Source organism: Sessilibacter sp. MAH1 (genome assembly GCF_054658315.1).
In genome coordinates this window covers 118,745-137,519 of sequence record NZ_BAAGIC010000010.1, presented here as the reverse complement: position 1 = coordinate 137,519, position 18,775 = coordinate 118,745, and the positions used below count along the sequence as shown (strand labels likewise).

The 18,775-nt window shown below is 45.4% G+C and carries 17 protein-coding genes; 6 read left to right on the top strand and 11 right to left on the bottom strand.

The window, feature by feature from the left end:
• Positions 1 to 13 precede the first annotated feature (13 nt).
• The 3 genes from argA to ilvD all read left to right on the top strand — a co-directional run bounded on the left by argA (position 14) and on the right by ilvD (position 4,046).
• Positions 14 to 1,330 (top strand): amino-acid N-acetyltransferase, encoded by a 1,317-nt coding sequence (gene argA / locus ACYQ28_RS11670; protein ID WP_460052285.1) that lies wholly within the window; start codon positions 14 to 16, stop codon positions 1,328 to 1,330.
• Positions 1,331 to 1,474: 144 nt separating this feature from the next.
• Positions 1,475 to 2,023: a cysteine hydrolase family protein gene (locus tag ACYQ28_RS11665; RefSeq protein ID WP_460052286.1), complete on the top strand. Its 549-nt coding sequence runs from the start codon at positions 1,475 to 1,477 to the stop codon at positions 2,021 to 2,023.
• 187 nt (positions 2,024 to 2,210) lie between these two features.
• Positions 2,211 to 4,046 carry a dihydroxy-acid dehydratase gene (gene ilvD / locus ACYQ28_RS11660; RefSeq protein WP_460052288.1) on the top strand — a complete coding sequence of 612 codons (1,836 nt, stop codon included), beginning with the start codon at positions 2,211 to 2,213 and terminating at the stop codon, positions 4,044 to 4,046.
• A gap of 76 nt (positions 4,047 to 4,122) precedes the next feature.
• Here ilvD and ACYQ28_RS11655 read toward each other — a convergent pair whose 3' ends face one another.
• The 8 genes from ACYQ28_RS11655 to lgt form a co-directional block, all read right to left on the bottom strand.
• Entirely contained in the window at positions 4,123 to 5,517 is a 1,395-nt protein-coding gene (locus ACYQ28_RS11655; RefSeq protein WP_460052289.1) for a tetratricopeptide repeat protein, read from the bottom strand.
• 17 nt (positions 5,518 to 5,534) lie between these two features.
• Entirely contained in the window at positions 5,535 to 6,137 is a 603-nt protein-coding gene (locus ACYQ28_RS11650) for an energy transducer TonB (protein WP_460052290.1), read from the bottom strand.
• Between the two features lie 2 nt (positions 6,138 to 6,139).
• Positions 6,140 to 6,544: an ExbD/TolR family protein gene (locus ACYQ28_RS11645; protein ID WP_460052292.1), complete on the bottom strand. Its 405-nt coding sequence runs from the start codon at positions 6,542 to 6,544 to the stop codon at positions 6,140 to 6,142.
• 43 nt (positions 6,545 to 6,587) lie between these two features.
• Positions 6,588 to 7,112 (bottom strand): MotA/TolQ/ExbB proton channel family protein, encoded by a 525-nt coding sequence (locus ACYQ28_RS11640; RefSeq protein WP_460052293.1) that lies wholly within the window; start codon positions 7,110 to 7,112, stop codon positions 6,588 to 6,590.
• Positions 7,113 to 7,123: 11 nt separating this feature from the next.
• Positions 7,124 to 8,503: a MotA/TolQ/ExbB proton channel family protein gene (locus ACYQ28_RS11635; RefSeq protein WP_460052295.1), complete on the bottom strand. Its 1,380-nt coding sequence runs from the start codon at positions 8,501 to 8,503 to the stop codon at positions 7,124 to 7,126.
• Entirely contained in the window at positions 8,500 to 9,285 is a 786-nt protein-coding gene (locus tag ACYQ28_RS11630; RefSeq protein WP_460052296.1) for a DUF3450 domain-containing protein, read from the bottom strand. The genes ACYQ28_RS11635 and ACYQ28_RS11630 overlap by 4 nt, the downstream gene beginning before the upstream one ends.
• Before the next feature lie 643 nt (positions 9,286 to 9,928).
• Positions 9,929 to 10,762 carry a thymidylate synthase gene (locus tag ACYQ28_RS11625; protein ID WP_460052297.1) on the bottom strand — a complete coding sequence of 278 codons (834 nt, stop codon included), beginning with the start codon at positions 10,760 to 10,762 and terminating at the stop codon, positions 9,929 to 9,931.
• Between the two features lie 22 nt (positions 10,763 to 10,784).
• A complete protein-coding gene (gene lgt, locus ACYQ28_RS11620) occupies positions 10,785 to 11,615 on the bottom strand; it encodes a prolipoprotein diacylglyceryl transferase (RefSeq protein WP_460052299.1) in 831 nt (276 codons plus the stop codon).
• A 126-nt stretch (positions 11,616 to 11,741) separates the two neighbouring features.
• Between lgt and ACYQ28_RS11615 the strand changes: the two genes are divergently transcribed.
• On the top strand, positions 11,742 to 12,518 hold the full coding sequence (locus ACYQ28_RS11615; protein WP_460052300.1) for an NRDE family protein: 777 nt from the start codon (positions 11,742 to 11,744) through the stop codon (positions 12,516 to 12,518).
• Between the two features lie 229 nt (positions 12,519 to 12,747).
• Here ACYQ28_RS11615 and ACYQ28_RS11610 read toward each other — a convergent pair whose 3' ends face one another.
• The 3 genes from ACYQ28_RS11610 to ACYQ28_RS11600 form a co-directional block, all read right to left on the bottom strand.
• Positions 12,748 to 13,257, bottom strand: a complete 510-nt coding sequence (locus ACYQ28_RS11610; RefSeq protein ID WP_460052301.1) for a shikimate kinase — start codon at positions 13,255 to 13,257, stop codon at positions 12,748 to 12,750.
• A gap of 141 nt (positions 13,258 to 13,398) precedes the next feature.
• Positions 13,399 to 15,675, bottom strand: coding sequence for a phosphoenolpyruvate--protein phosphotransferase (gene ptsP, locus ACYQ28_RS11605; RefSeq protein WP_460052302.1), 2,277 nt, complete (start codon positions 15,673 to 15,675; stop codon positions 13,399 to 13,401).
• A 3-nt stretch (positions 15,676 to 15,678) separates the two neighbouring features.
• On the bottom strand, positions 15,679 to 16,176 hold the full coding sequence (locus tag ACYQ28_RS11600) for an RNA pyrophosphohydrolase (RefSeq protein ID WP_460052304.1): 498 nt from the start codon (positions 16,174 to 16,176) through the stop codon (positions 15,679 to 15,681).
• A gap of 249 nt (positions 16,177 to 16,425) precedes the next feature.
• Between ACYQ28_RS11600 and ACYQ28_RS11595 the strand changes: the two genes are divergently transcribed.
• Both ACYQ28_RS11595 and ACYQ28_RS11590 read left to right on the top strand, forming a co-directional pair.
• Complete coding sequence (locus tag ACYQ28_RS11595) at positions 16,426 to 17,079, top strand: histidinol-phosphatase (RefSeq protein WP_460052305.1); 654 nt, start codon at positions 16,426 to 16,428, stop codon at positions 17,077 to 17,079.
• Positions 17,080 to 17,101: 22 nt separating this feature from the next.
• The gene (locus ACYQ28_RS11590; protein WP_460052306.1) at positions 17,102 to 18,442 is read left to right on the top strand and encodes an imelysin family protein; all 1,341 of its coding nucleotides are present in this window, start codon (positions 17,102 to 17,104) and stop codon (positions 18,440 to 18,442) included.
• Positions 18,443 to 18,775 lie beyond the last annotated feature (333 nt).

Genomic DNA, 18,775 nt, shown 5'->3' with positions numbered 1-18,775 from the left:
TTTGAGCCGAACATTGAACTCCAATAATTACATCGACTGGTTTCGCGCATCGTCGCCCTATATTAATGATTATCGAGGGAAAACCTTTGTGGTTTATTTGCCGGGCGAGGCGATCTCTCACGATAATTTTTCCACCATCATCCAAGACTTAGCATTACTGAACAGTTTGGGTGTTCGATTAGTCATTGTTCACGGTGCGCGACCACAAATTGATGAACGCCTTGGCCCCGGCAATAACACCTGGCAAGACGAATTCGGTGCACGCGTCACCGACCTGCAAACGCTGCCCGCAATCTTGCAAGCCATTGGCGAAACTCGATTTTACGTTGAGTCGGCCTTATCCATGGGTTTGCCCAACTCACCCATGCACGGCGCCGATATTTCAGTGTTGTCGGGTAACTTTGTGGTGGGAATGCCGCGCGGCGTTATCAATGGTGTTGATTTTCAGCTGTCTGGAAAAGTCCGCAAAATCGCCTCTAAAAATCTGACTTTAGCTTTAGATAGCGATGCCATGGTGGTTGTATCACCATTAGGATTTTCGCTGACCGGCGAGATTTTTAATATTCCGGCTACAGAGGTGGCCTCTGAAATTGCCATTGCTCTTGCCGCCGATAAACTGATTACCTTCATTAATGAAGATGGTCTACTCGATTTAAACGGTGATCTTATTCGCCAGTTGGCCGTATCGGATTGCCAAGATTTGATTAACTCCGGCGCGATCACCGAAGAAGACGCGGTATCGGCACTGCGCTGCGCATTTAGAGTGTGTCGCAAAGGTGTAGCGCGCGCACAGATCGTTAGTTATTGCGAAAGCGGTGCATTGCTCGAAGAGTTGTTTACGCTTGATGGTCGCGGCACCTTAGTGCACAGCGATCGCTACGAGTTTGTGCGTCCAGCAACCATCGACGACGTTGGCGGCATCTTGAGTTTGATCGAACCCCTTGAAGCACAGGGTATATTGGTGAGGCGCTCGCGAGAACTGTTGGAGCGCGAAATCGATCAATTCTTTGTGCTCGAACTCGACGGCAGCATTGTGGGCTGTGCTGGTCTGTACGGATTTAGCGACAGCGATTTCGCCGAACTGGCTTGTGTTGCAACGCACCCCGATTATCAAAGTCGCGGATTCGCTCGCAGACTCTTGGTTGACCTAGAGCATCAAGCACGTAAATTGGGCTATCGAAAGCTGTTTGTGCTCACCACGCAAACGGCGCATTGGTTTATGGAGCAAGGCTTTAAGCCTGCGGATATTTCCGAATTACCGTCGCAAAAGCAGCTGGCTTACAACTATCAACGTAAATCAAAAATATTCATCAAAACGCTGCAATATTAACGATCCGTTCGAAAAGAAATAGCGCAAATATCTCGACCCAACGCCTTTGCTCTAGAATCAAAGGCGTTTTTTGTTTTCGCTGTTAACACCCAAGCACTCGGCCACCGCTTTTAAAAGCGACTAAAAACTAGAAACAGAAACCCTATGTACGCATTAATTGTTATCGACCAACAAAAAGGCATTGATCACCCTAAATTGGGCCGTCGTAATAATCCCAACGCCGAACAGATCATGTTGGATTTGATAGCATTTTGGCGAAATCGTAGCTGGCCAATTATTCACGTTATTCATCGTTCCAAAGAGCCAGATTCGGTATTTTGGCCAGAGCAAGACGGCTTTACCCTAAAGGAAGAATTCAAACCTGTTGATGATGAGCTTTTAATCGAGAAATCCGTACCCTGCGCATTTACCAAAAACACGCTTGCTGATGAATTAACCAAGCGCTCCCTCCATAAACTGGTAATAACCGGGGTTGCCACCAATAATTCTGTAGAAGCAACGGCGCGCAGCGCTGGTAATCTCGGCTTTGAGGCATTCGTGGTCGCCGATGCTTGCTTTACGTTCGAGAAGGCCGACTACTTCGGGAACGCCCACAGCGCCGATGAAGTTCACGCCATGTCGTTGGCAAACATCCATGGTGAGTATGCGACTGTTATCGAAAGTGCTGCGCTCAAATTACTTTTATGTGACTAACTTGGTGTTAGTGCCATTGATTGTTGGAGCAGTTTCGGTCGCTTGAATTTTTAGGATTTTTCTTCTTAAAGCTTTTTCCTTTAACCCAAGGATACACCGTCAACGGTGGCCTATTCTTGTCTTTCTGGTATTCTTGTCGCCCATTTTTTAGGCCCACATCCATTTCTTGGTGAACCAGGAGTTCAATATGCCTGCCTACCGATCGAAAACTTCCACCGCCGGACGCAATATGGCCGGTGCCCGCGCATTGTGGCGCGCTACCGGAATGAAAGACGACGACTTTCAAAAACCGATCATTGCCATTGCCAACTCATTTACTCAGTTTGTACCTGGACACGTTCATCTAAAAGATATGGGCCAGCTGGTTGCTCGTGAAGTTGAAGCGGCCGGTGGCGTTGCCAAAGAATTCAACACCATCGCCGTTGACGATGGTATCGCCATGGGCCACGACGGTATGCTCTACAGCCTACCAAGCCGCGATATTATTGCCGACTCTGTTGAGTATATGGTTAATGCCCATTGCGCTGATGCCTTGGTATGTATTTCTAACTGCGACAAGATCACTCCGGGAATGCTCATGGCAGCCATGCGCTTGAACATTCCGGTGGTATTTGTCTCAGGCGGGCCAATGGAAGCCGGTAAAACTAAACTGTCTGAAACTAAGCTCGACTTGATTGACGCGATGATCGTTGCGGCCAACCCAGAAGTGAGCGACGAAATCGTTGCCGAATACGAGCGCAGCGCTTGTCCTACCTGCGGTTCTTGCTCGGGTATGTTTACCGCCAACTCAATGAACTGCCTCACCGAAGCGTTGGGCTTGAGTCTTCCGGGTAACGGTACAACTTTAGCGACCCATGCCGATCGTGAGATGTTGTTTAAAAGAGCCGGTCACTTGATCGTTGAACTTGCTAAACGTCATTACGAGCAAGAAGAACCCAATATTTTACCGCGCGATATTTGCACCAAGGCCGCGTTCAATAACGCCATGACCTTAGATATCGCCATGGGTGGCTCAACCAATACCATTTTGCACTTGCTTGCCGCCGCTCAAGAAGCCGAAGTTGACTTCACCATGGCTGATATCGACGACCTGTCTCGTAAGGTGCCGCAGTTGTGTAAGGTTGCACCGAACTCTCAGCAGTACCACATCGAAGATGTACATCGTGCCGGGGGTATTATGGCGATTTTGGGCGAGTTAGCCCGAGCCAATAAACTGGATACCACAGTTCCCACGGTTCACAGCCCAACCATGGCCGATGCCATCTCTGGCTGGGACATTGCCGTAAATCAATCGGAAGAAGTACAAACCTTTTTCAAAGCAGGCCCTGCCGGTATTCCCACCCAAACCGCATTCAGCCAAAGTACTCGCTGGCCAACTCTCGATTTAGATCGTGCCGGTGGTTGTATTCGCTCCTACGAACATGCCTTTTCAACCCAAGGCGGTTTGGCGGTGTTGTTTGGCAATATCGCCCTTGATGGTTGTGTAGTGAAAACGGCCGGTGTTGATGACTCAATTTTGGTCTTCGAAGGCACCGCTCACGTAACCGAGTCCCAAGATGAAGCAGTGGAAAATATTCTTGGCGGCAAGGTAAAAGCCGGTGATATCGTGATTGTGCGTTACGAAGGCCCGAAAGGTGGTCCGGGTATGCAAGAAATGTTGTATCCAACCAGCTACCTAAAATCTGTGGGTTTGGGAAAAACCTGCGCATTGGTTACTGATGGTCGTTTTTCTGGTGGGTCTTCTGGTTTGTGTATTGGTCACGTTTCTCCAGAAGCTGCATCGGGTGGCACTATTGGTTTGATCGAAGACGGCGATAAGATTCACATCGATATTCCTAACCGCAGCATCAACTTGTTAGTTTCCGATGAAGAATTAGCGAAGCGTCGTGCAGAACAAGATGCTAAAGGTTGGAAGCCTAAAGAAGCTCGCCCAAGAAAGGTTTCAGGCGCCTTAAAAGCTTACGCGCACTTTGCTACCAGTGCGGATAAAGGCGCAGTTCGAGATTTATCTAAGCTAGATTAATCTCGGAAACAACCGTCAGAGACAGTTTTAAAGACAGATCTGACGGACATAAAAAACCCGGCTTTCGCCGGTTTTTTTATGACTTAGGCGTTTTAGCTGCCTTTGACTGATTCGCTTTTTTCTCGTCCGCGGCTAGTTTCAGCTCGCGATCAAGTTCACTCTCAGCGTATTTTTTCCAGTTACTTGCAAATGCTTTACTGCGTGAATCTTTACTCGCCTCTTCAAAAGCTTTTACAGCTTCAGCCCAGCGAGCTAAGTTCGCATTAGCAATACCGACAGAAATATACAGAGAGTCTTCTCGCTTAATACCGCCTTTCTTGAAAGCAATGTCTGCAAATTCAAGCGCTTTTTTACTTTGGTCGTCATCCGCATATAAACCAGCGAGACGAGCATAGAGATCACCACTACCAGACTTCTCAGCAGCCTTTGTTAAGGCATCAATAGCCTTGTCGGTTTCTTGAGAAACCAACCAAGCATTAGAGAGTAACTCGTAGTTCTTCTCAGTACCGTCAATTAGCTTAGAATCGATACCTTTCTCAAGAACCTTGGCAGCACGATAGGAATAACCTTCACCCATCATCATGTACACCAAGTTAAGCACTTCTTGTTGCTTATCACTGAAACCAGCAACGTAGTTAGCGTCACTCAGGTACATTTGATTCTTTTCTTTATTCACTAAACCATAAACCCCAGCAAGTTGCTTGAAGTAAGCAGGTTTAGGATAGTTACGAACAAGAATCTCTAAAATTCCAACAACTTCCTTATAGTTTTCACGCTCAAACTCGATTGCAAGAGCAATGGAATACCAATTTTCTTTAGGAAGTTCGCCTTTTTTCTTATAGATATCGATCGCTTTGTATATATTGCTCAGCGCCTGATCAAACTGCTTATTTTGGTAATACGCCTGCGCTAATAGCGAGTAGTTATCCGCCGTGATAAACATTGGATCTTGTAAAGTGAACCATTTTTTCAAAGATTCCAAGGCGCCCGCGTAGTCTTCACTGACAAATTGCAACTGAGCAATTGTGAAGATCGTACCTATCTCAAGACCTTCCGGAATATTCGGCGATTGAGCCACAACCAGCTTGTAGTATTTAATCGCCTGAGGAAAATTCTCAAGACTGTAATACACATAACCAAACGTGTTGTACAGGTTAGCTACTTCGTACTCATTCCAGCTTTTAGCGTCTTTGGCCTCTAACTTTTTAAGCTCTTCCAAAGCTTTTTTGAAATCAGGTTCTACACCTTCTTCCTCTGGGTTAGCAAGGCCATTAGGAACCGCAAGTTTTTTATAAACTGCTTGGCTTAATGCCGGAGTCTTACGAGTTTTTCGCTCTTCTTGAGCATAAACCTTAAAAGACTCTGCACTTACACCAATAGCATCTAACACCATCACCGACGCAGTTGGAACAAAGGCCAAAGGCGTTGCAATAGCCAAATTTTTGAGGAATTTTTTAGCAATAAGCTTCATTTCTAACTCCTACCGTATTACTTAGCAAGCGCAAAGGTGATTTTGTTTTGTACGCCCGGAACTTCAATTGGCTCACCTTCAACTACGCGCGGCTTGTACTTAAATTTAAGCGCTGCATTGATCGCCGCAGAGTCGAAAATTTTTGGTGGATCAGCTTCAACAACAACGGGATCACGGACCTGTCCGGTTTTGGTAACGGTGAACTCAACAATTACGTAACCTTCAATGCCACGCTCCAGAGCACGACGCGGATACACAGGTTGAACCTTAACTAACGGTAAGTATTCACCACTGGTAAATTGGCTTCCGCCAGCTACTTTAAGGTCGATACCGGTAGTAGGTGCAGCAACTGAAATATTGAGGTCAAGATCTGGAGTAACCGTTGTGGTTTGCGGCAAATCTGGAGGCGGAACCTCTGGCTCAATAGGTTTATCAACCTTGGGCGTTTGATAACGCTGCTCAACCGTGGTTTGAGGCAGCGTGATATCAACAATTTTTGTATCTTCTTGTTCTTCTGGTGGTTTGGTATTGGAATGAATCAAATAGGTCATCAAACCAAACAGGCCAAAAGTAATACCTGCCGCCAACACTGCACCGACAAGGACTCTAACAAACTGCATAACTAGCCCCTCTCCGTGGAAATAGCAATATTAGTAATGCCTACTTCGGTTGCGGCTTCGTAAACCTTGTTAACAGTTTCGATATCTGACGCAGCATCGGCTTGAATCACAACACTACCCTTGGGGTTATCAACGTGAATGCGCTCAATTTCTTTCTTAACACTGCGCGGATCAACTTTTTTCTTGTCGATCCAGATTTCGTTTTTGTCATTCAACGCGATTAAAATCGCTGCGTTTTTCTTCTCAATATAATTGGTAGCTTCAGGTCTATTGACCTCGATACCAGGAATCTTGATGAACGAAGCGGTCACGATAAAGAAGATAAGCATAATAAACACCACATCCAACATGGGAGTTAGGTCAATTGCGCCAGCTTCTTCTTCCGGACTCTGGGTTCGTCTAGCCATGGAAACGTCCTACAAACGAATTTGTAATGGTTAACAACGGACCTTAATGGTCCATTGTTAGATGATCTGCGAACAGATGATTTTCTCGCTCTGCAATTCGGTTGACATAGGTAGAGCCAAATACGCCAGAGAGTGCTGCCACCATTCCCGCCATGGTTGGAATTGTCGCAGCCGAAACTCCCCCGGCCATAGATTTGGCATCACCACCACCGGTGACTGCAAGAACATTAAACACTTCAATCATACCTGTTACGGTACCGAGTAACCCCAACAAGGGTGCTAAGGCTACTAACGCTCCGATCATATCCAAATTGGATTTAATCTTAAGACCAAGTCGAGAAATTAAAGCATCGCGAACTCGGTGCGCGTTCCATGATTTACGCTCACTTCTTGCTTCCCAAGTATTAAGAGCTTGTTTCGCGTCGGAGCGTAAAGCAAATTTGAAGTACCAAATGCGCTCAAAAATCAAAGTCCACATCACAAGTGTAAGCACTGCAATATAAGGCAGAATTTTCCCGCCGGAAGCGATAAAAGCGCTAATTGCATCTAATGCATCCGCAAATGACATGGCAGATCTCCTTATGCTTTTTCAGAGCTTTCTGCAACGATACCAGCACTTTGCTCTTCAATTACATGAAGAACTTTCTTCGCCTGACCATTTACAAAGGTGTGCATAAGTACAACTGGAATCGCAACAACAAGACCCAGTACGGTTGTAACCAACGCACCAGAAATACCACCGGCCATAGCTTTAGGATCGCCCGCACCGAAGATAGTAATCGCTTGGAAAGTTACGATCATACCGGTAACAGTACCTAGAAGACCTAGTAGAGGTGCAACTGCAGAGATAATCTTCAACAAGCTCAAGCCAGATTCGATGGAAGGCTTCTCTTTGAGAACCGCTTCTTCGAGTTTCAACTCAAGAGTTTCGGTATCCGCTTTTGGATTCTCTTTAGCGACTGTTAGTACGCGACCTAATGGGTTGCTAGTACTTGGGCTTTCAGGATTTTTAAGCTGTGATCTTACTTTCGCACTGATGATGCTCAATACGATTAAGCGGTAGATACCAAGAAGCATACCGACAACACCAACTGCCGTGATGATGTAACCCACGGTACCACCTTGATGCCAACGCTCTTCAAGACTTGGACTGTTGATCAACGCAGCCAAATAAGTACCACCTTGAGGACCTGTTGGGTCAATACCCACTTTGGTGAAGCCAGAAGTAGACGATTGTAGGCTTGCAGCCGCAGCTTGGTAACTGCTGTCAGGTTGGCGAGTTAATTCTGACATGTGGCCGCTTTCTGGGCTGTAAGTCAGGTACTTGCCGTTTGATAGAAGGTTGTACAAACCAACACGAACTACGTCTTGGGTTAACTGCTCACCTTCTGGAGTGATTACGGTACCAGAGAACTTAACAACCTTACCTGCTTCCACAGTTTCACGTTGCAGTTCGTACCATAGGCGCTCGATCTCTTCGATTTTAGGAAGACTGGTTGCGCTGTTCATTTTTTCAATCAAACCTTCCAAGAACTCGGTACGGCCTGGGTACTGAGCACTAACGATTGAAGATTCCATGTTTGAACGAAGATCACCCGCCGCAGAGGTTAAGTGACCAAACAATTCTTTTAATGAACCCAAACGTTGATCTAATTGAACACGTTTTTGGTTAACCAACTCTTCTTGTTCTTTTTGCGTTTTTTCAAGCGCGGTAGAGCGATTTTCTTCAGCTCGTTGTACAGCTTGAGCTTCAGCTAACAATTGAGCTTGGTTATTTTTTTCACGACGAAACTGAGCTTCGCGATCGCGGTGCTCTTTAGTTTCTGCAACTCGGTCCTCTTGAACCATTTTCAACAATTCTTCAAGAGAAGTTGCTTTTTCAGACTGAGCAAATGCGCCAGAAGCCAATACACCCGCGGTAAACGCTACGGCAAATTTCTTTACGAAGGTCATTTTCATTGTGCAGCCTCCGGTGCCAAGATAGGTAGATCTAGAATATCGATAGAGGCTTGCTTCTTAGCGATGCGAATGCCTTTTAAAATTGCACTGCGGTAAGCGCCAGAATCAATCGGAACCCAAGCTCCTTGACGGGCATCCCAAGCACCAGACAACTTGGTGTCTTTTGTTTGGTACAACAAAGCAATACGGCCAACTTGAAGAATGTTTACTTCACGCTCACCGGAGTCAAGAGTAAGAGTGTCTTCGTAAGTACTTACGCGACGACCGTATTCAGACTCGATTTTGTACAACTCAAGTACCTGACGGAATTTCTCGGAAACCAAGAAATCGGAGCTGTCCATGTTGGCTTTAACTTTTTCTAGCTCTTCGGTACGAGTGTCAATGTAGAAAGGCATATCAAGAGAGATAAACTGTTCTAAACCTTCAAGCATACGCAATACAAGAGGTTGAATTTGGCGCTCGATAACGGTTACGTTTTCGATTGATTCTTCAAGCTCGTTAATGCGCTCAAGCTGACTGGCGATACTGGTTTCGAGCTGCTTGTTGTACACGCGCAAACCTTGGATTTGCTTGTTTACAGTTTTGAACTCTTGCAATAAAGACTCGGTTTCTGACTGGAGCTTATCGATCCGTTGCTGAGATTGAATCCCCGCATTTACTTTTGTTTCACCGACTTTAAAGATTTCATCCAAAGTCTGATCCGCAAAAACCTCCCCAGCGAATAGAGTGGTTGCGGTGATGAAAGTGGCAGCTGCCACAGCTTTCACTCGCTGCTTCTTCATATTTCCCCCAACTCGGGTGCTAGCTAAAAATTAAAAAATTACTTAAGTAAACAATTAAAAAAAGCAACCAAACACGTTGCTTTTTATTTAACCAATCACAATAAGCAGATTGAGAAACCTAACTTAATTTGGCAATAGAGGTTTCAACTGAAGCCAAACTTCCAACCCGCGCCCTCAAATAAAACATACAGCTGACAACTTAGGGTTGTTTCATTATTACTAATATGCTGCTTTGCAGGCGCTATAAAGTACCTTGGGCTTAAATGACATGCAACCGATATGCATCTCAAACCAAGCCTAATTCAGCAAAAATACTGATAATTGTTTTTGACGAGCATCATTTTCTGTTCATCAAAAAAAATATTTTGAGACCTACGTCGATTAAACTCACAACGCGAAAATAAACTCGGTATCCGCTACGCAATAACTATGCAATTTTTTCGAATTTAGGTCGACGTTTTAAAATACTCTATTTTCATTTCGGTATTTTTACGCCCAGTTGCAAATACTGAAAACAACTGCGCAAGAAGACGCTCTAGCGATAAATACCTTCAAAAATGATTTCAATTTATTTTGAACAAAGAGTTTTTTAAAAAAACCTTTGGCGTTCAAAAACCCCTGTGCGAGCATTTTTATAATTTATTTATATCGCCACAGGCGCAGAAATATGCGGATAAGGGTCGTAATTATTCAACTCAAAATCATCGAATGTAAACAAAAATAAATCACGAACGTTTGGGTTTAACCGCATTGTCGGTAAGGCTCTTGGCTCCCGTGACAACTGTTTCTCGACCTGTTCCATGTGATTGGAATACAAGTGCGCGTCGCCTAAGGTATAAACGAAATCACCGGGAATTAAATCAACAACTTGAGCAATCATGAGTGTTAATAATGCATAAGAAGCAATATTAAACGGTACGCCTAAAAAGATATCAGCACTGCGCTGATAAAGCTGGCATGAGAGCTTTCCATCGGCCACGTAAAATTGAAAAAAGGCGTGACAAGGCGCCAGCGCCATCTTGCCGTTGGCGACATTTTCTTGAGGACCAACCGTTTCGTCGGGTAAATCTGCCGGATTCCACGCAGAAACAATCAGCCGTCGCGAGTCCGGTTTGGTGCGAAGCTGGGACAAAAGCTGACTCATCTGGTCAATTTTGGTGCCACTTGGTGTTGGCCAAGATCGCCACTGATATCCGTATACCGGACCGAGGTCACCGGAGTCTGTCGCCCACTCGTCCCAGATTGAAACTCCGTTATCACGGAGATACTGGGTATTGGTTTCGCCTTTCAAGAACCACAAGAGTTCATGAATGATAGAACGAAGATGACATTTTTTGGTGGTAACCAGCGGAAAACCATCGGCGAGATTAAATCGCATCTGATGACCAAAGATACTCAGAGTACCTGTACCCGTTCGATCGGATTTCAACGTACCCTGGTCGCGCACCAAACGCATAAGATCGAGGTATTGCTTCATAAATTGTACCTAGGACTCTAACTCATGACTTCGACGGAGCGGGCTCTGGGTCGGAATTGGGTGTTGGTTTGTTACCGCGCAGATAAAACCAAACGAACAAAATAATACCCACTAAAATCATCGGCAAACTCAGTAATTGCCCGCGCGTCATCCAACCGGCGAAGTCAAACCCGATATGGCTGTCTGGCTCACGAAAGAATTCAACAATGAATCGGAAAGCACCATAGCAAATCAAAAATAACGACCCTACGGTACCTATTGGGCGAGGTTTGCGCGAATACAAAAACAAAATCACAAACAACAGCAAGCCCTCAAGGGCCGCTTGATACAGCTGTGAAGCGTGGCGAACTAAGCCTTCGGGATCTTTTGGAAAAATCATTCCGTATTCCCAAGTGGTTTCGCGCCCCCAAAGTTCTTGACCAATAAAGTTACCGATGCGGCCAAAACCTAATCCCGGCGGAACCAACGGCGCCACAAAATCCATGAGCGCTAAAAACGAAATTTTGATGTGTCTGGAATACAAGACCATCGCAAGAATTACGCCCAGCAAACCGCCGTGGAAAGACATGCCGCCCTCCCAAACACGGAACAACCACAGGGGATCTTCTAAAAAACGCTCAAATTGATAGAAGAACACATAACCGCAGCGTCCTCCTAAGATAACACCGAGCGCCACCCACACCACCAAGTCATCCACTTGGCTTTTGCGAATGGGTGTCCAATCTTTTCCAGATCGATGCATCGCTAAAGCATAAGCAGCGGCAAAACCGGCAAGATACATTAATCCATACCAATGCACCGTCAGCGGACCTACGCTAAACGCAACGGGATCGATCTCTGGGTATTTCAGCATAAATTCTCCAATACTCGAAAATCCTGCAACTGTTTAAGAAATATGACAGCTTTTTTCGAGCCTATTTGCCTACTGGCACATTAAATCGGGTAGACTAGCCGCTCTTTGTGACCTGTGAATAAAAATATGTGTCTGATTTTTTTAGCTCACCAGCAACATAGCGATTGGCCATTAATTATTGCCAGTAATCGCGATGAGTTTTTCAATCGCCCAACCCAACCTGGTCACTTTTGGGGCCCGCAATTTAACCTGCTCGCTGGAAAGGATCAAGAACACGGCGGCACTTGGCTTGCCGTCAACAAAAACGGTCGTTTCAGTGCGGTCACAAATTTTCGCGATCCTAATCAATCACTGGGCAAAATCAGTCGCGGTCAACTGGTTACCGATTTCGTCAATGGTAACGCTGGCGCTTTAGATTATTTGCAAAATATTAACCCAGAAGACTACACCGGCTTTAACCTTTTGGTATTTGACGGAAAAGATTTGGGCTACACCAGCAATAAATCCGATGGCCCTAAATTACTTGAGCCCGGTATTTATGGGTTATCGAACCACTTGCTAGATACACCTTGGCCAAAAGTGGTCAGTGGCAAACGCACATTTGCCGAAATTATTGATCAAACCGATGTAGATATTGAAGAACTATTCAACTTAATGACCGATACTCAACGGGCTGATATTGAAGACCTACCTCGCACCGGTGTAAGTACAGAGCTTGAACATCATTTATCGTCAAAATTTATTACGCCTACGGCCGATAACATTCCAGATAGCCATGGCAATTACGGTACACGCTCAACCACGATCATCATGATTGATAAAAACGGCCACGGCGTTTGGCACGAGCGTAATCACGAAAGCGGTGAAATTTCCACCGAAACCGCCGTTGAGGTGAATTGGTAATAAGCAAAAAGGCCTTTTGATAAGGCCTTTTTTAGTTGGGCAGACTGACTTTTGAAGCATTCGATGAACTCATCGGTAATTTCATCAAAGGGCCGAAATTGAAAATGCGACTTCCAATTTCTTCGCAGGAAACTCCGGGTTAATCAAAGTTTCTTTTTAAGTTTTCGAGCAACCCAAAAAACCCAAAAACGATTTCGATCGATCGTCTACTTTTAGACAAAACCGCTAACTATTTCAGCGCTTTCAAAATGGCCATAAGACATTGTTGCGGTGTTTTCCCTTCGCAGTTAATTTCAATGTCGGCGAACTTTTTATAAAGCTCTGTTCTTTCTTCCATCAGCGACTCAAAACTTTGGCCCGGCGCACGAGCGATACCGCGATTTTCGTAATTGTGAATACGACCGCGCAAGGCATCAAGCGACAGGGATAAATACACAACTTTCGCATAGCGCTTAAGGTTATTCATGCCCGGTTCGCTGTACACCGCACTGCCACCGGTAGCAACAACCTTGGTTGAGTGAAAAGACATCTCCAGCAACACTTGCTCTTCAACATCACGCAGCGCTAAGTAACCACGGCCATCCATAATTTCTTGTAAAGTTTTGCCTTCTCGGGTCTGAATGGTTAAATCGGTATCAACAAACTCCATACCGAGCTCTTTAGCCAATAAAACACCCAGAGTACTTTTGCCCACTCCGGGCATACCCACCAATACCACGCTTTGTGCACTCGTTGCCACGAGAAATACCTCAATTACTAAAAATAAGACACTGTTTGAAACAGGTTTTTCATCACCCAACACTCCAGCAAGCAGCCCAATAAAACTGCGCACCGATAAGGGTTTTCTTGGGAAAATTCAGGGAATCGACCTAGCTAATTACTAAGGAACCGTCACGTTTTCGGTTACTGCCGTACGCAACAACTTGTAGATTCCGGCCTCCTTAAGAAATGCGTCTACACAATTATTAATACTTTGTGCATCGGGTAGATCTCGCACCTGAAGGAATAACTCTTCTATGTCGTCCAAAGATACAGAACGCAACGCCGCTTTAACCTTGGGAAGGTTAGTAGCATTCATCGATAACACGTCAAAGCCCATTCCAACCAACAACATTGCCGCGCCCGGATCACCGGCGAGTTCGCCACAAATACTCACGGGCGTACCTTGGCTATGGGCCTGCACCACCACCTCGTACAAGGCTCTAAGCACTGCCGGATGCAGAGATTCATAAATACCCGCAACTCGGCCGTTATTTCGATCAACCGCCAATAAATACTGGGTAAGATCGTTACTACCAACCGATAGAAAATCCACTCGCGCCGCCAATTCTCGCGCTTGATAAACCGCCGCGGGCACTTCCACCATAACGCCAATCGGCGGCAGGGTGATATTGTAGTTTTCTTCCAACAACTCGTGAAACGCCCGATAAATCAGTACCTGAGCGGACTCCAGCTCACCAATGCTTGAAATCATCGGCAACATAATACGGAGGTTGTCTAAACCTTCGCTGGCCTTAAGCATGGCCCGGACCTGACTCAAAAAGATTTCTGGATGATCCAGAGTTACACGAATGCCACGCCAACCCAGAAACGGATTTTGCTCTTCAATGGGGAAATAAGGTAAAGACTTGTCACCACCAATATCGAGTGTGCGCATGGTGACCGGATTGGGGTGAAAGGCTTGCAACTGCTCGCGATAAATCTTGCGCTGCTCTTCTTCAGACGGAAAACGGTCGCGCAACAAGAACGGCACCTCGGTTCGAAACAAACCCACGCCTTCGGCACCGCGCTCCAGCGAGCGCATCACATCGACCATTAAACCGGTATTGACCCAGAGCGCTACGCGGTGATGATCGAGGGTTTCACAGGGCAAATCGGTAATCGCCTCAAGACCCGAGGCCAACTGTTTTTCTTCTTCAGCGATATTTCGATACTGCTCAACCAACTCTTGGGTTGGATCGGTAATCACTAACCCACGATAGCCATCCACCACTATCTGGCGTTGATCCATCTTTTTATAGGGTAAATCTACGGCACCCATTACCGTAGGAATACCCATGGCACGCGCTAGGATTGCTACGTGAGAATTGCTTGAACCTTGAACAGAGATGATGCCCCGAAGGCATTCTTGCGGCACCTCTGCCAAGATAGAGGCACTTAATTCTTGTCCAACTAGAATGGTATTTTCAGGATAAACCCGCGATTTAGCCGCGGATTGCTGTAGATGACCCAACACTCGGCGCCCCAAGTCGCGTAAATCGCTGGCGCGCTCTCGTAAATAGGCGTCGTTCATGCTCATAAAACTGGAGACGTGGGTTAACACCACTTGGCTCCATGCCCAAGCTGCGCCCTCACCCAAACGGATACGCTGGCTGACCTCGTCGATAAGCATGGTGTCTTCAAGTATGGCCAAATAGGCGTCAAACAATACCTGCTCTTGTGCGCTGAGCCGCTCTTTTAGATGTTCAGCCAAATGCTCAATATCGTTTCGAGCCTTGCCCATGCAGCCCAGCAAAAACTCCACTTCCGACTCGGGATCTTTACAGGTTGTTTGCGCCACTGAATGCAAATCAGCTGAAGGCGATGCAACGACCCCCACACCCAGTGCCACACCGCCTGCGCCACTGATACCGCTAAATCGCGCCTGTCGCGATTCTTTACCGATAGCCCCCAAAGCACCGGTAGCTTCAGCGTGGGCAATAACGCCGGCCAGCTGAGCCGATACCGTAACCAGAAACGCCTCTTCACTTTCATCAAACTTGCGACTTTCGATCTGCTGAATAACCAGCACACCCAATACTTCGCGATGATGAATGATCGGCGCGCCCAAAAAGCTCTGGTACTTTTCTTCACCGGTTTCAGGGAAATATTCGTAGCGAGGATGCTCTGCGGCATTTTCAAGATTGATAGGCTCAGCTCGGGCCACAACCCAACCCACTAAGCCTTCATGTGACTGTAGATTAACCTTACCCACGGCCTCTGGGCGTAAGCCCTGAGTGGCCATCAGCTGGTAATTGTCTTCGGTGGTTCGCAAATAGATTGAACACACTTGCGTGTGCATAATTTCGCGCACGCGCTGAACAATAATGTCCAGCGCGACTTGCAAATCATCGGCGCCGTTAACTTCCTGTACGAGGGTGCGCAGGGAATTAAGCATGATTTACAGCCCGCGGGCGACCTCCAACTGGCAATGCAGGGTTGAGAGTTCCTTCAACGCCCTGCGATACACATCGCGTTTAAATGCCACCACTTTCCCAAGCGGATACCAATAACTGACCCAGCGCCATTGATCAAACTCGGCGTGACCAAACTTTTGCAAATCGATTGCTGAATCTTTTGTTCTCAGCTTCAGCAAAAACCACTTCTGCTTTTGGCCAACACAAACCGGAGTATTACCTTGGCGAATCAATCGCTTTGGTAAACGGTAGCGCAACCAGCCGCGCGTACAGCCGAGAATATCAACATCATCAGGCTGTAAGCCAACTTCCTCATAAAGCTCACGAAACAACGCATCGCGCGGTGTTTCATTTTCGTTAATACCACCTTGCGGGAACTGCCAAGCATCTTGGCCGTTTACACGCCGTGCCCAAAATAGCTGGCCCTCATCATTCGATAAGATGATACCCACATTCGGACGAAATCCATCGGCGTCGATCAAACCCTGCTCCTGTTAACGAAAGAAATTCTGAACCTTCAATATAAACTATTGTTTCACAAGTTTCATAATTTCAAAAAGAACTCTCTACCATTCAAGCCCACAAAAAACACTTTTACAGTGACAAATACTCAAAATATCCCTCAAAATAAACCCCTTTATAAAAACTCGGCATTGATTGTTCCGACATTCCAAAAAAATGCTGCAACTGCACACTTTCAAGTTTCGGAAACTTGGTTTTAGGGGGAAGTTTTGAGCTTAGCCATTTTCGATTTAGACAATACATTAATTCGCGGTGACAGCGACCACGCATTTGGTGAATACCTTGCGGATCAAGGATTAGTAGATAGTGAAGTATTTCGGGCTCAGAACAATCGGTTTTATCAACAGTATCTAGACGGCACCTTAAATATTTTTGAATACTCCGAATTTGCTCTGCAAATCGTCGCCGGAAAAACCGCACAAGAACTTGCGCACCTGCAACGCGACTTCTTTTCTCAAAAAATTGAGTCAATGTTTTTACCAAAAGCCAAAGCATTAATTGAGCGCCACCGCAACGAAGGCGACGACCTATTAATTATTACCGCAACCAACCGTTTTGTTACCCAACCCATTGCGACTTGGCTTGGCATCACCCAATTATTAGCAACCGAGCCCGAAGTTGTGGAAGAAAAATACACTGGAAAAATCACCGGTGTGCCTTGCTTCCAAGATGGAAAAGTAAAACGTCTGTATGATTGGCTGGAAGAATATTCAGGTGACCTAACCGGTAGTTATTTTTACAGTGACTCATTCAACGACTTGCCTCTATTGAGCATTGTTGAAAATCCTATTGCTGTAGACCCAGACGATCGCCTAAAACAACATGCCCTAGCACACGGCTGGAAAATTACCTCTCTACGTTAAAAGAGACTGATAAAAATTGAGTATGGAAACTTCAATTCACAACAATAAATACACCGCAAATACCCGCCCAGGTTTTATAAAATGGACACTAAACTGGGCTTCTCTCAAACCACTCATCATTACAGTTGCGATACTGCCCATTTTAAATGCTTGCTCGCCAGAGCCTTCTTCACAGAATGAACCAGAACCGCTACCTACTACCCAAATTGCACCGCTTGAATCATCGGAACTAACAAGCGACTCCCGAAAAGAATCGGCGCAAGCGGTTATTAACCTGTTTCATCAAATATTTAACGCTACGTTGGCGGAATCCGAAAAACTCAAAAGCCTCGCCACGGATTTTTATGCAACGCCTTCGAGCGAAAACTTGGCGGTAATAAAAGAACAGTGGATTGCCACACACAAATCCTACACTCAACTTAGCGCTCTATTTAATTTAATAGATGCCAGTGAAGATTTGTTTTACGAATTAGCAGGCTTTAAAACGGTGTTAGATGCGCAACCGATTCTACCCGGATACCTAGACAGCTTTGGCATTTATACCAACAGCGGAATTGTTAATGACTTACTGGTAAGTATCAACGCCGAAACAATTCGGGGACAGCACCAAATCACCGATTCAGAAGAAGTCTCTCTTGGCTTGCACGCTATAGAGTTTTTACTTTGGGGCGCCGACGGAACTCGTACAATCAAAGACTTTATTGCCGCTAAAAGTCGAGACTTAAAACCTAACCAAACTCCACAAAATCGCCGCAGAGATTTAATTCGACTGCAAACACAATTACTTCACGACGATTTAACCGCGCTACACTTATTTTGGCAGAAAAACACCTCAATACGCCTAAAAAATCTAGAGCCAATTTCACAACTTACCTTGTGGAATTCTGCACTGAAAACCCATTGGCAAACAGAAGTATTGAGCAACATCAATGACAACGGTGAGATAGAACTCCACCATGAGTTTTTTTCTCGCATTAGCGATGCAAATATCCCAAAAGCTATTATCGGCAATAGCATCGATTTGTACTTAGAAATATTCAGCAGACAACTACAAGTCGACTCAAGAACAACCGCCTCAGTGAACAACGCCGAAATAATTACAAAACTACAATCGCTTAAATCGGCTATAGAAATTAGTCATTCGCACACAAATAATTCTTTAGAAGACATTAATCCATCGAGCAAAAATAATAACACGGCTAATACAGGTACTTTTAACACAGACACTCTTGAAATCGACACTCTTGAAACCGACGCTCTTGAGACCGATCCTTTAGAAGATAACTCTGCTTTGGAAGACGTTCAAGCCGACTTAAATTTAAAGATACAGGCAACCGAAATCCTTAATCTTTTATCCATTTAACAACTACCAAGACATACAAGGTAGAACTTACTAACTCCAGAATGATTCCATCAATAAGTTAAAAGACTACATACAATTAAATAAGGCAACTCTGAATAAACCAGAGATTTGCGTAGTGTAGTCAGGCGTCACTAATTTCAAGAGCGATAAGTGATGACAATTCTTACCCGTTGATTAAATCCAGAAGGCGTTAATTACAGAATTCTATGTTTATGAAATAAAAAGTCGAGATTAGAAAACCCCAAAAAAATAATTACACAGAACAACCTACGGTGAAAATTACCGTTTTAAACAGTCATTTCCAAGTATTCTTCTATCACATTCAATTCCAGG